Annotated in this window: 9 protein-coding genes; 3 read left to right on the forward strand and 6 right to left on the reverse strand. The window is 70.7% G+C overall.

The window, feature by feature from the left end; all coding sequences use genetic code 11:
- Positions 1-3: 3 nt before the first annotated feature.
- The 3 genes from G4D87_RS07290 to G4D87_RS07300 form a co-directional block, all read right to left on the reverse strand.
- A complete protein-coding gene (locus G4D87_RS07290; protein ID WP_163780311.1) occupies positions 4-4,137 on the reverse strand; it encodes a valine--tRNA ligase in 4,134 nt (1,377 codons plus the stop codon).
- Positions 4,138-4,202: 65 nt separating this feature from the next.
- On the reverse strand, positions 4,203-5,468 hold the full coding sequence (romR, locus tag G4D87_RS07295; RefSeq protein ID WP_163780313.1) for a motility regulator RomR: 1,266 nt from the start codon (positions 5,466-5,468) through the stop codon (positions 4,203-4,205).
- A 116-nt stretch (positions 5,469-5,584) separates the two neighbouring features.
- Positions 5,585-6,400 (reverse strand): chemotaxis protein CheW, encoded by an 816-nt coding sequence (locus G4D87_RS07300; protein WP_163780315.1) that lies wholly within the window; start codon positions 6,398-6,400, stop codon positions 5,585-5,587.
- Positions 6,401-6,450: 50 nt separating this feature from the next.
- Between G4D87_RS07300 and G4D87_RS07305 the strand changes: the two genes are divergently transcribed.
- The gene (locus tag G4D87_RS07305; RefSeq protein WP_163780317.1) at positions 6,451-7,824 is read left to right on the forward strand and encodes a GGDEF domain-containing response regulator; all 1,374 of its coding nucleotides are present in this window, start codon (positions 6,451-6,453) and stop codon (positions 7,822-7,824) included.
- 3 nt (positions 7,825-7,827) lie between these two features.
- Here G4D87_RS07305 and encC read toward each other — a convergent pair whose 3' ends face one another.
- The gene (gene encC, locus G4D87_RS07310; RefSeq protein WP_163780319.1) at positions 7,828-8,220 is read right to left on the reverse strand and encodes an encapsulin nanocompartment cargo protein EncC; all 393 of its coding nucleotides are present in this window, start codon (positions 8,218-8,220) and stop codon (positions 7,828-7,830) included.
- A gap of 149 nt (positions 8,221-8,369) precedes the next feature.
- Between encC and sinK the strand changes: the two genes are divergently transcribed.
- Both sinK and sinM read left to right on the forward strand, forming a co-directional pair.
- Positions 8,370-9,887: a hybrid histidine protein kinase/response regulator SinK gene (gene sinK, locus G4D87_RS07315; protein WP_163780321.1), complete on the forward strand. Its 1,518-nt coding sequence runs from the start codon at positions 8,370-8,372 to the stop codon at positions 9,885-9,887.
- Entirely contained in the window at positions 9,884-10,981 is a 1,098-nt protein-coding gene (gene sinM / locus G4D87_RS07320; protein ID WP_163780323.1) for a signal integration modulator SinM, read from the forward strand. The genes sinK and sinM overlap by 4 nt, the downstream gene beginning before the upstream one ends.
- 118 nt (positions 10,982-11,099) lie before the next feature.
- Here sinM and groL read toward each other — a convergent pair whose 3' ends face one another.
- Both groL and G4D87_RS07330 read right to left on the reverse strand, forming a co-directional pair.
- Positions 11,100-12,743 (reverse strand): chaperonin GroEL, encoded by a 1,644-nt coding sequence (gene groL / locus G4D87_RS07325; RefSeq protein ID WP_163780325.1) that lies wholly within the window; start codon positions 12,741-12,743, stop codon positions 11,100-11,102.
- 168 nt (positions 12,744-12,911) lie between these two features.
- Positions 12,912-13,268: a response regulator gene (locus tag G4D87_RS07330; RefSeq protein WP_043711631.1), complete on the reverse strand. Its 357-nt coding sequence runs from the start codon at positions 13,266-13,268 to the stop codon at positions 12,912-12,914.
- Positions 13,269-13,401 lie beyond the last annotated feature (133 nt).

The raw sequence follows: 13,401 nt of genomic DNA on the forward strand, positions 1-13,401 counted from the left end.
CTGCTACCGCCGGGCCTTTGCCCGCGCCTTGGGTTTTGCCCCGGTGCCCTTCTTCGCGGGAGCCTTCCGGCCCGCCGCCTTCTTCACCGGCTTCTTGCTGGCGGCAGCGACCTTCTTCGCGGCCCCCTTCTTCGTGGCAGCCTTCTTCGCGGCGGCCTTGGCAGGCGCCTTCTTCGCGGCGGACTTCTTCGCAGCGGACCTGGCCGGAGCCTTCTTCGCGACGGACTTCAGGGCCGAAGCCTTCTTCGACGCAGCCTTGGCCGGAGCCTTCTTCGCCGTGCCCTTGGCTGGAGCCTTCTTGGCGGCGGACTTCTGGGCCGAGGCCTTCTTCGCTGCGCCCTTGGCCGGAGCATTCTTGCCGGCCTTCTGAGCCGAAGCCTTCTTCGCCGCGCCCTTGGCCGGGGCCTTCTTGGCCGCGCCCTTCGCGCCCGCCGCCTTGGCCGGAGCCTTCGTCGCAGCGCCCTTCGCGCCCGCGCCCGCTGCCTTGGCCGGAGCCTTCGTCGCAGCGCCCTTCGCGCCCGCCGCCTTCGCCGGAGCCTTCGTCGCAGCGGCCTTCTTGGCCGCGCCCTTCGCGCCCGCAGGCTTCGTCGAGACGGCCTCCTGGACCGGAGCCTTCGTCGCGGCGGCAGGCGCCTTCTTGCCCGCGGCCTTCTTCGCGGGACGCGCCTTCGCCGGAGCGGCAGGCGCCTCGTCCTCGTCGGAAGCGGAGACAGCCTCCACCACCGTGTCCTTCGCGATGGACGACGCCTTCTTCACGGCGGCCAGGGCGGCCTTCACCACGGCCTTCGCGGTGGAGGCCACCGTCTGCTCGGACTCGGCGCCCTCCTGCTCGGCCGCGGCGGGCGCCTCACGGGCGTCGCCACCGGCGCGCGCGGTGTTGAACTCCCGCATCGCGTCGTCGACGAGGCCCATGCTCATGTACGCCACGCCGAGGTCATGATGGTCAGCCGGAGACAGGCCTTCCTTCGTCCCCGCGCGCAGCTTCTCCAGGGCGTCCTGCACCTGGGGGTCCGCGGCTTCGGCCACACCGCCGGCGGCCTCGAGCTCGTCCTTCAGCTCCTCCGCCAGGTCGACGTTCCCCTCGGCTTCCGCATCCGGCGCGGCCTTCACCTCGGCCGGAGCGACGGCGGCCTCCTCCTCCTCGGTGGACTCGGCGAGCGTCTCGTACTCAGTGCCCCCCTCCACCGGAGGCGGCGTCTCTAATGGAGCGGCGCTCCCAGGCGGGGTGGTGGGCTCGGTCGCGACGTCGGCTTCGGTCGCGATGTCGGCCTCGGTCGGCTCAACGCTTTCGGTCGGCGTGCTGCTCTCGGACGGCGGCGCTGCGGGCATGGCGGGCTCCGGGGCAATGCGCTGCAGATGGTCCTGAAGCTTGGCCTTGCGCTCCTTCAACTCCTCCACGCGGGCGCGGTCCTTCTCGACCACGTCCGGGGGCGCCTTGGCCACGAAGTTGGGGTTCTCCAGCTTGCGCAGCACACCGGCGGCTTCCTGCTCGGCGCGCGCGATCTCCTTGCGGAGGCGGTCGCGTTCCGCGTCCAGGTCGATGAGACCCGCCAGCGGCACGTAGATTTCCAGGTTCGTCCCCACGAAGGCGGCGGCCTGCGGCGGCTTGGTGCCGGGCGCGCCAACCTCCACCTCGGACAGGCCGGCCAGCGGCATCAGGTACGCGCGCCAGCGCTCCAGCAGCTCGCGCGTGCGGGCGTCCGGGCTCTGCACCACCGCCTTCACCTTGGTCGCGGGCGACAGGTTGCTCTCGCCGCGGATGGTGCGCAGGCCCTCGATGGTGGCGATGACCGGGGCCATCTCCGCCTCGGCGGCCTCGTCCACCAGGTCCGCGTCGGGCTCCGGGTACGACGCGATCATGATGCTGTCCACCGGCCGGGACATCGGCAGCTTCTGCCAGATCTCCTCGGTGATGAACGGCATGAACGGGTGGAGCAGCCGCAGGATGCGGTCCAGCGAGTACACCAGCACCGCGCGCGCGGAGTCCTTCGCCTGCGCATCGGTGCCGTAGAGCGAGCCCTTCGCCAGCTCGATGTACCAGTCGCAGAACTCGGCCCACAGGAACTGGTACAGCGTGGACGCCGCCTCGGCGAAGCCGTAGGTCTCCAGCGAGGCACGGGCCTCGGTGGTGGCGCGCTGGAGCCGCGAGAGAATCCAGCGGTCCGCCAGCGTCAACGGACGCGCCTTCAGCGGGCGCTCATCCAGCGTGAACTCGCCCATGTTCATCAGGGCGAAGCGGCTGGCGTTCCACAGCTTGTTGCAGAAGGCCTTGTAGCCAGCCAGCCGGTCCATGGACAGCTTGATGTCCCGACCCTGCTGGGTGAGCGACGCGAGCGTGAAGCGCAGCGCGTCCGCGCCGAACGCCGGCATGCCCTGCGGGAACTTGTTCTTCAGCGTCGGCGCGAGCTTGTCCAGGCTGGCGCCCAGGATGACGTCCAAGGGGTCGATGACGTTCCCCTTCGTCTTGGACATCTTCTCGCCCTTCTCGTCGCGCACCATCGCGTGCAGGTACACGGTGCGGAAGGGCACATCCCCCATGAAGTGCAGGCCCATCATCATCATCCGGGCGACCCAGAAGAAGATGATGTCGTGGCCCGTCTCCATGACGGACGTCGGGTAGAACGTCTGGAGCTCCGGCGTGTTGCGCGGCCAGCCCAGCGTGGAGAACGGCCACAGCGCGGACGAGAACCACGTGTCCAGCACGTCCGGGTCCTGGATGAACGTGGCGCCGCCGCACTTCGGGCAGGCCGTGGGCTGCTCCCGCGCGACAATCGGCTCCGCGCGCGCGAAGTCCACGCCGCCCACCTTCACCGTCGCGGCCTCCAGCGGCAGGTCGGTGTCGTCACCCAGCCGCGGGCTGCACGCGGTGCAGTAGTACGCGGGAATCTGGTGGCCCCACCACAGCTGACGGCTGACGCACCAGTCGTGGATGTTGCGCATCCAGTGGAAGTACGTGTTCGTCCACGACTCCGGGACGAACTTCGTGCGGCCCTGCTCCACCGCCTCGATGGCCGGCTTCGCCAGCGGCTCAATCTTGACGAACCACTGCGGCGACAGGCGCGGCTCCACCACCGTGGTGCAGCGCTGGCACGTGCCGACGGACAGCTTGTGGGGCTCCTCCTTCTCCAGAAGCCCCAGCTCCTGGAGGTCGGCCAGCACCTGCTTGCGCGCGTCGAAGCGGTCCGTGCCGGCGTACTTGCCGGTCTCCTTCGTCATCCGCGCCGCGTCGTCCAGGATGGACAGCATCGGCAGCTGGTGGCGCAGGCCCGTCTGGTAGTCGTTGAAGTCATGCGCCGGCGTCACCTTCACCACGCCAGTGCCGAACTTCGGATCCACCAGCTCGCCGTCCGCGATGATGGGAATCTCACGCCCGCTGAGCGGCAGCACCACGTGCTTGCCAATCAGGTCCTGGTAGCGCTCGTCCTCCGGGTGCACGGCCACGGCGGTGTCGCCCAGCATCGTCTCCGGGCGCGTGGTGGCCACGGTGAGCGTGCGGTCGGAGTCCTTCACCGGGTAGCGGATGTGCCAGATGGAGCCGTTCTTCTCCTGGTGCTCCACCTCCAGGTCACTGAGCGCCGTGCGACACGACGGACACCAGTTGATGAGCTTCTGGGCCCGGTACATCAGGCCCTCTTCGTACAGCCGGACGAAGACCTCGCGCACCGCGGCGGAGGACTGCTCGTCCATGGTGAAGCGCTCGCGGCTCCAGTCCAGGGACGCGCCCAGGTAGCGGTGCTGCTCGCCGATCCGGTCGCCGAACTTGCCCTTCCACTCCCAGACGCGCTCCAGGAACGCCTCGCGGCCCAGGTCGTGGCGGCTCTTGCCCTCCGTCTTCTTCAGCTCCTTCTCCACCACCATCTGCGTGGCGATGCCGGCGTGGTCCGTGCCGGGGAGCCACAAGGCGTTGAACCCGCTCATCCGCTTCCAGCGGGTGAGGATGTCCTGGATGGTGGCCGTCAGTGCGTGGCCGATGTGCAGGCTGCCCGTGACGTTGGGCGGCGGCAGGACGATGGAGAACGGCGGCTTGTCGGAGGGCGCCTCGGCGCGGAAGTAGTTGCGCTCCAGCCAGAACGCGTAGCGCCGGGCCTCGACCTCGGTGGGCTCGTAGGCCTTCGAAAGTTCAGTGGTATCGGTCATTGAAGGCGGCCGGCCCCGGTGGACCGGGGCCGGCAAAAGGTCAGGAGGTTACGGCGCCAGGCGCCTCAGTGCTGGGTCTCTCGGTCCTTGATGAGCCGCTCGAGCTCCTCTCGGATGATGGTCTCCGCCAGCTGCGGCACCACCTCCCAGGCAATCTTCTCGATGACCTCACGGGAAGCCTTGGAAAGCGCCTCGCGCAGCAGGGCCTCGCCCCCATCCGCGGCAGGCGCACGGGCGCTCGCCGGCCTGGCCGCGACGGGCGCGGGAGGGGCGATGTCCAGGGAGATCTCCTCGGCGTCACCCGTGTCGGGCAGCGAGTCCTCGATGCTGATGGACGGCTGGGCCGCGGCGGGCGCGGGCGCACCCAGACCGAACGGATCCCTGCCCCGCGCGGCGGGCTGCGGCGCCGCCCCCGGAGGAGGCTGCGGCGCGCCGGCCGGCGGCGGACGCGGGAAGCCACCCGGCGCGGGGCCACCCGGCGGAGGCGGCACGCCCGGACGGGCCACGGCGCCCGGAGGCATTCCCGGTCGCGGAGGCATTCCCGGCGCGGGCCCCCCCGGCGGAGGCGGCACGCCCGGACGGGCGCCCGGCGGCATCCCAGGCCCCGGAGGACGCGCACCCGGCGGCATCCCAGGCCCCGGAGGACGCGCCATGCCCGGCGGCATCCCAGGCCCCGGAGGACGCGGCGCGCCCGGCGCACCCGGCGGCGGCATGCCCGGGCCCGGAGGACGCGCCATGCCCGGCGGCATCCCAGGCCCCGGAGGACGCGCGCCCGGCGGCATCCCAGGCCCCGGAGGACGGGCGCCCGGCGGCATCCCAGGCCCCGGAGGCCCCACCGGACGCGCCCCCGGCGGCGGCGCGGGACGAGCCCCCGGCGGCGCGGCGACGGGCGCGGGCGGCGCGGCGGCCGGAGCAGGCGCGTGGCGCACCTGCGTGGCGGCCGACGCGGGCATCGTGTTGGACTTCTGGCCGACCAGCGCCTTCACCTTGTCGAGCAGAATCTGGCTCTCGAAGGGCTTGGTGACGTGGTCATCCGCGCGGGCGGCGCGGGCGCGGTTCTCGTCGAAGGCCTCGAAGGTGCCGGCCAGCAGCACCACCGGGATGCCCTGGGTGGCCGGGTCGTTCTTCAGCGCCTCACAGACCTCGTAACCGCTCTTGCCCGGCATCATGACGTCCGCGAGGACGACGTCCGGACGCAGCTCGCGAGTGCGAGAGATGGCGTCCAGCCCGTTGTCCACCGCGGTCACCTGAAAGTCCTCGGTCGCGAAGATCATCCCGATCACCTTGCGGATGGTGAGCGAGTCATCGGCGACCAGCAGATTCTTGGGCATCGGTTCGGGCCTCGGGGAGCATCCACTCCCCTGAATTCGTTGGTGATTCCCGCCGCGAGGGTTGACTCGCGGCAGTCTGACAAGCGGGGCAGCTTACGAGTTGCCCTCTGGGGCGATCAAGAAAACATGTGTTGCAGGTCCAGGAACGCCACGGGCTCGCTCAACCCGGGAGCGCGGAAGCTGCCCTCGGTGTCGTCCGGCTCGAAACGTTGCAGGACGCCGAGCACCCGCGTGGCCGTCAACCCCACGTTCCGCCCGGCCAGCTCCGTGAGGACGATGAAGGGCTCCGGCACGGCCGCTTCCCCCAGCAACGCGGGGACCGAGCAGACAGGCCACAGCACCTGATCATGCGGAAAGATACCGGCCACCGGTCCGCTCTGCACGGGCAGGACGCTGAAGGCCTCTCCCCGGCTGATGACCTGCGACACCAGGCCCAGGGGAACGCCAAACAGTCGACGCTGGGACTCGAAGACGAGCGCCCGGTCCGGAGCCGCCTCCGCCCAGTGCACCGGCCGGGCGGCGACCGCCGTCGACATCGAACCCACCCGGTGCGGCAGCGCCTCCGCGATGAGCTCCAGGTACAGCCGCGACTTGTACAGCACCGCGCCCCGGCTCAGCGGCGCCAGCGAGTCCGCCAGCCCCGGAGGCAGCAGGAAGAACGGCGCGCGGGCCACGTCCGCCACCTCCACCACGGAGCGCACGCGCACCGCCAGGGTGGGACTCACGTCGAGCACCACCACCATGCCCGGGCCTTCCTCGGGCGGCCCGCCCAGCAGCGCGCAGAGGTCCTTCACCTCCAGCACACCCCGCAGGCTGCTGCCATTGGCGCCTGGCATCGCCACTTCCATGACAGACGTCGCTTCCACGGCGTAACGGGTTTCCCCGGCCTCCACGAGAACGCAGAGCCGACGGCCGCTTTCGAAGGGGGACACGGGGGGCGACCCTAGCAGCGTTCCAGCGGTTGATGGTAAGCCGATGGGAGATGGCGCGAATCCTCCTCGTCGACGACGAAAAGATCGCCCGCACCCTGTACGGCGACTACCTCACCGCCGTGGGACACGCCGTCACGGCGGTGGGCACGCTACAAGAGGCGAAGGAAGCGCTCGCGGGCGACCGCTTCGACGCGGTGGTGACGGACCTCATCCTCCCCGGTGGCGACGGCATGGAGGTCCTGCGGCACGTGCGGGAGCATCACCCGGGCGTGGAGGTGGTGGTCATCACCGGCCTGGAGAAGGTGGACCCCGCAGTGCGCGCCATCAAGAGCGGCGCCGCGGAGTACCTCGTCAAGCCGGTGGCCCCGGAGGCCCTGCAGCACGCCGTGCGCCGCGCGCTCACCACGCGCGACCTGATGCAGGAGAACGCGTCGCTGCGCCGCCACGTGGCCATGCTGGAGGCGGGGCAGCGCATCGCCACCACGCTGGACCGCGAGAAGCTGGCCGCGGTCACCGCCAGCGCGCTGCAGAGCATGGCCTCCGCCAGCGCCGTGGTGCTGCTGGAGCGCGACTCCGCCTCCGCGCTGCGGCGCCACGGCACCAGCGGCCTGTCCACCGCGCTGGAAGAGCCGCTCATCGCCGAGCTCATCGAACGCCTGACGAACGAACGCGGGCCGCGCGAGCTGGACGGTCTGGATGCGCCCTTCCCTCGCGCCGTCTCCGTCCCCGCGCTGGAGGGCGACGCCGTGCTGGGGCACGCGGTGCTCTTCTTCGGCGGCACGGGCGCGGAGTGGGCGGGCGAGACCGCCAGCTTCCTGGTGCGCAACTGGGCGCTCGCGCTGCGCAACCTCGGCCGCTTCGCCGCGGTGGAGGACCTGGCGTACGTCGACGACCTCACCCGCCTCTTCAACACCCGCTACCTGCACCTGGTGGTGGACCGCGAGGTCCAGGACGCGCTCCAGTCGCAGCGCACCTTCAGCCTGCTGTTCCTGGACCTGGACCACTTCAAGTCCATCAACGACACCCATGGCCACCTCGTGGGCTCCAAGGTGCTGGTGGAGGCGGCGCGCGTGGTGAAGGGCTGCGTTCGAGACCACGACGTCGTCGCGCGCTACGGCGGAGACGAATACGTGGTGGTGCTGCGCAACACCGACTCCGGCGGCGCGCTCAAGGTGGCCGAGCGCATCCGGCGCACCATGGAGACGCACAACTTCCTGGCGCGCGAAGGCCTGTCGCTCAAGCTCACCACCTGCATCGGCGTGGCCAGCTTCCCCGAGCACGCCCAGGACAAGGCCACGCTGCTGGACCTGTCGGACCGGGCCATGTACCGCGGCAAGCGAGGCTCGCGGAACGTCGTGTACATGGCGGCGAACGACTTGGAGGCCCCACCGGCCGAGCGCCGGCAGGCCCACTCCGCGTCCTGACGGCTACCGGCGCATGCTGCCCACGGTGAGGCGCTTCTCCGGGGTGACGTCCGCCGGAGACGGCGCCGCGCCCTCCTTGCCCACGGCCTCCACGGCCTCGTGCGACGCGCCGGAGGTGATGAGCCGGTACTTCTCCACGGCCTCCTTCGCGTGCGCGGCCTGCTCCGGGTCCAACCGGGCGATGAGCTCCCAGAAGAGGGCCGCGTGCTCGCGCTCCTCGTCCATGACGTGCTGGAGGATGGCCTTGGCGTCCTCGTTGTCCGTCGCGTCGATATGGGCCGCGTAGAGGTTGATGGCGTCCAGCTCCGCCTCGATGTTGAGCCGGATGGAGCGGGCCAGCTCGGTGTCCGTCATCTTGCGGGGAACCAACGAGTGGAACGGGTTGGTCTGCGGCATGAAGGCCCTCCCGAGGCCAGTAGCGCGGTATCCGGGTTTCCGGACGGCGTGACGAGAACGCGACCAGCATCCGCGCCGGACAGGCCGGGGTCAACGGATTCCCTCCGGGTGCGTTGCGTACAAGCGGTTGCCTCCGCCATGCTCGTCACATGGAAACACCCGCGCCGCTCGCCCAACTGCTCCAGGCCGTGGAGGCAGGGGACCTGACGGCCGCGCGAACAGCGGCGGCGGCACTTCAACGTGCGGGGGCGCAACCCTCACAACTGGCGGCGGAGGTGCTGCACGAGCTGCGACAGCCGCTGCTCGGCGTGAAGGCCTACGCCCAGCTCCTCGCGGAGGACGGCGCGGCCCCCGGGCCCCTGCGCCTGCTGCTGGCCCAGGTGGAGCGGATGGAGCAGATCGTCTCCGACTTCATCCGCCTGGCGAGCGAGCGGCCGGCCTCCCAGCAGCACCTCTCCCTGGCGGCCCCCATCTGGGCGGCGGCGAAGCACTTCAGCATCAACCCGGACTCCTCGCGCATCTCGCTGGAGGTGGAGGCGCCGGAGGACATCACCATCCAGGGCAACGCGCGGCTCATCGAGCAGCTCACGCTGAACCTGCTCAACAACGCGCGGGACGCCATGGCGGGGCGCGGCCGGGTGAAGGTGGTGCTCACGACGGAGGGCTCCTCCCCTGCCCTCTACGTGGCGGACTGGGGCCCGGGCATCCCCGAGGAGCTGCGAGAGCGCATCTTCGAGCCCTACGTCACCGCCAACAAGCGCGGCACCGGCCTGGGCCTGTCCGTGTGCCAGCGCATCGCCCGCGAGCACCACGCGCGCCTCGAGCTGGCCCCACCGAGCGTCATCCGCGACGTCCCGGCCCCCGCCACCGTGTTCCGCGTGCGCTTCCCCGCGACGGACGCGCCGCCCGCGCGGAAGCAGCGGCTGCTGGTGGTGGATGACGAAATCATCATCCGCATGGTCTTCCGGGACCTGATGGGCAAGGAGTGCGAGGTCATCGAAGCGGCCAGCGGCGAGGAGGCCCTGGAGCTGCTGCACGAGGCCCCGGTGGACCTCATCGTCACCGACAAGAACCTGCCGGGCATGTCCGGCCTGGAGCTGGCGCAGCAGGCGCGGCGGCTGCACGCGGGCTCGCGCGTCATCCTGATGACGGGCTACCCGTCGCTGGTGACGACGCAGCAGGCGCTGGAGCTGGGCGTGGTGGACTACCTGCTCAAGCCCTTCGACGACATCCGCGAAGTGCGCGCCCTGCTGCGCGCCACGCTGACGAAGAAGCCCGCCTCCGCGCCGCTGGAGACGAACCCCGAGATGCGCCGGGTGGACGTGCTGGAGGACAACCCGGCGGCGGCGGCGCAAATCACCCACGCCCTGTCCCTGGTGGGACTGGAGGCGCGCATCCTGTCGACGACGGAGCTGGCCGCGCTGGAGCCGCCCGCGGGCGTGGTGGTGAGCTGGGACTTCACGCCCGCCTACGGGCGCAAGGCGCTGGAGCTGGGCAAGGCGCTGGCGCAGGGCGCGCCCTTCGTCGTGCTGGCCGAGCACCTCACCATGGAGACGGCCCTGGTGTCCCTGCGGGCGGGCGCCGCCGCGTGCCTCCCCAAGCTGATGTCCGATGCCACGGCGCTCAGCCGCGAGCTGAACCGCGCCTTCAAACGAGAGGCCCCATGAGATTCGCGCTCCTGTCCGTCTTGCTGCTGGGTGTGGCTTGCTCCTCCGACAAGCCGCCGACGCAGGGCGGGCCGGACGCGGGCCTTGGCGACGCGGGCACCGGAGCGGACGACGCGGGCAGCGGCGACGCGGGCAGCGGCGACGCGGGTTGCGAGCCGCTGGCCCCCGGTCCGGGCACGCCCCTGCTCACCGGGCTGAACACGCCCCGCCGGCTCGCGGTGGACGGGGCGGACCTCTACATCGTCGAATCCCACTCGCTGAATCCGCAGCAGCCCCAGCCGGGCCCTGGGCGCATTCTCCGGCTGCCGCGCGCGGGCGGTGACGTGGTGCCCGTGGCCACGGGCTTCCGGGCGCCGGACGCCATCGCCGTGGTGTCGGACTCCCTCTACGTGCTCGACCTGGACGGGCTGTGGCGGGTGGACAAGGCGACGGGCGCGAAGGACGAACGGCCGCTCGACGCCACGCTGAACAACGTCACCATTGGCGGGACGGAGGTCCTCCCCGCGCGGCTGGGGGACCGGGACGTGCTCGTCGTCGCGACGTCGCACCGCCGCCTGGTGCGCGTGGACGCCTCGGGTGGCAACCGCCGGGAGCTCTACGCGGGCACGGGCTTCACGCAGGTGCGCGGCGCGCGGGTGGTGGGCCAGGACGTGTGGTTCCTGGTCGCCGCCGGAGAGAGCCCCGGCCTCTACAGCGTGCCGCTGGATGGCAGCGCCCCCGCCACGCTGCGCGACGGCAGCATCACCGCCGGCACCTCGCTGGAAGTCACGCCCACGCACTTCCTCGTCACCGAGGGCGGCGGCGGAAACGGCCGCGTGCTGCGCCTGCCTCGCGAGGGCGGCGCGGTGGAGGTCGTGGCCACGGGCCTCCAGGGGCCCGCCTTCCCGGTGGAGCTCCATGGCACGCTCTACTTCAAGGACGTCAGCACCGGCGGCACGGACTTCCTGCGCCGCGTGAGCACCTGCACGTCGGGCGCCCTGGAGCCCGTGGGCCCGGAGGGCGTGGGGCCCGGTGGCCTGCTGGTGGACGGCGACACCCTGCTCTTCACGTCACAGGAGAGCGGCACCGGCGGCTTCGTGGGCCGCGTGCCCTGAGCGCCCTTCGCTGAGACGACAACGGCCCCGGCGCCTCCTCACGAGGCATCCGGGGCCGTCCACCACCGAGGTCCAGACGGCTCGGGCCCTCACCGGGTCCCGAGCCCTCCGGCGCGGCTCAGTAGTCCATGTCGTCGCCGCCGTAGTCCGGCATGCCGGCGCCCGCGCCGCCGCCCTTGGCCTTGCCCTTCGGGCGATCGGCGATCATGGCCTCGGTGGTCAGCAGCAGCGAGGCGACGGAGGCGGCGTTCTGCAGCGCGGTGCGCTCCACCTTCGTCGGGTCGATGACGCCGGCCTTCTCCAGGTCCTCGTAGGCCTCCGTGCGGGCGTTGTAGCCGAACGCGCCGGTGCCCTCGCGGACCTTGTTGATGACCACGGCGCCCTCGACGCCGGCGTTGCTGGCGATCTTCCGCAGCGGCTCCTGGAGCGCACGGAGGATGATGGCCACGCCGAAGTCCTGCTCACCGCCCAGCTTCAGCTTCTCCAGCGCGGGCAGCGCGCGGAGGTAGGCCACGCCGCCGCCAGGGACGATGCCCTCTTCGACGGCCGCGCGAGTCGCATGCAGCGCGTCCTCGACGCGGGCCTTCTTCTCCTTCATCTCCGTCTCGGTGGCCGCGCCGACGTTGATGACGGCCACGCCGCCCACCAGCTTCGCCAGCCGCTCCTGGAGCTTCTCGCGGTCGTAGTCGCTGGTGACGGTGTCAATCTGGGTGCGGATGAGCTTGATGCGGCCCTCGATGGCCGCCTTCGTGCCCACGCCGTCCACGAGGGTGGTGTTGTCCTTGTCCACCGTGACGCGCTTGGCGCGGCCCAGGTCGTTCAGCGTCAGGGTCTCGAACTTGTGACCCAGGTCCTCGCTGACCACCGTGCCGCCGGTGAGGACGGCGATGTCCTGCAGCATCTCCTTGCGGCGGTCACCGAAGCCGGGGGCCTTCACCGCGCACACGTTCAGCACGCCGCGGATCTTGTTGACCACCAGGGTGGCCAGGGCCTCGCCCTCGATGTCGTCGGCGATGATGATCAACGGCTTGCCGGCGCGGGCGACCTGCTCCAGCAGCGGAATCATGTCCTGCATCGACGAGACCTTCTTCTCGCTGATGAGGATGTAGGGGTCCTCCAGGACGGCGTCCATCCGCTCGCGGTTGGTCACGAAGTACGGGGACACGTAGCCGCGGTCGAACTGCATGCCTTCGACCACGTCGAGCGTCGTCTCGAGGCCCTTCGCCTCCTCGACGGTGATGACGCCCTCCTTGCCCACCTTCTCCATCGCGTCCGCGATGATGGCGCCGATGGTCTCATCCCCGTTGGCGGAGATGGTGCCCACCTGGGTGATGGCCTTCTTGTCGGCGGTGGGCTTGGACATGCTCTTCAGCTCGCCCACGACGACCTCGACGGCCTTGTCGATGCCGCGCTTGAGGTCCATGGGGCTGTGGCCGGCGGCCACCAGCTTCAGGCCCTCCTCATAGATGGCGCGCGCCAGCACCGTGGCGGTGGTGGTGCCGTCGCCGGCCTTGTCGGAGGTCTTGGACGCGACCTCCTTCACCATCTGCGCGCCCATGTTCTCGAACTTGTTCTCGAGGTCGATCTCCTTGGCGACGGTGACGCCGTCCTTGGTGATCGTGGGGGAGCCGAAGCTCTTCTCGATGACCACGTTGCGGCCCTTGGGGCCAAGCGTCACCGCGACCGCGTCCGACAGGGTACGGACGCCGCGCAGGATGGCCTCACGCGCGGACTGATGGAAGAAAATTTCCTTCGCTGCCATCGCAACCTCCTGAATTCATTGGGGGATTCTACTGATACGACGCTGGCCGTTAGCACTCGGCCATGGCGAGCGCCAACATAAGGGCCGCCCGAACGATGTCAACCAGGAAGGGCGGACGTGTGGGCGAGCGGACGGCCCGGAGCACCCCGCCGGGCAGGGCGCCGTGGGCTACTGCGCGAAGCGGACCAGGGTGAGCAGCTGCCCCATGTCCAGGGGCTTGTGGAGCGTCAGCGCCACGCCCTTGCGCAGGCCGCGGTCCGTCACCGAGCCGTCCTCGCTGCCCGTCATCAGCAGCACCGGGACGCTCTGGAAGCGGGGGTCCGCCTTGAGCAGCTCCGTGAACTGGATGCCGTCCATATGGGGCATCACGTAGTCGGTGATGACCATGCTGACCTGGTTGCGCTCCAGCACGTCGAGCGCCTGGAGCGCGTCGGACGCGGAGTAGACCGTGAACCCATGCATCTCCAAGAAGCGAGAGAGCATCGTGCAGAGTTCGAGATCGTCGTCGACGACAAGGATGTTCACGGGACCGAGCGCCGTACCTGGACGGGCGACGGAACGTAACAGCCGTGCGCGGCGTTGACAACGAAGTGCGCGGCTTCATATGTCGCGGCCCCATGGGGACGCGGACGTCGAAGCGAGCGGGGGTGGGCGGGAT

It is taken from the genome of Myxococcus vastator (genome assembly GCF_010894475.1).
Classification (GTDB): domain Bacteria; phylum Myxococcota; class Myxococcia; order Myxococcales; family Myxococcaceae; genus Myxococcus; species Myxococcus vastator.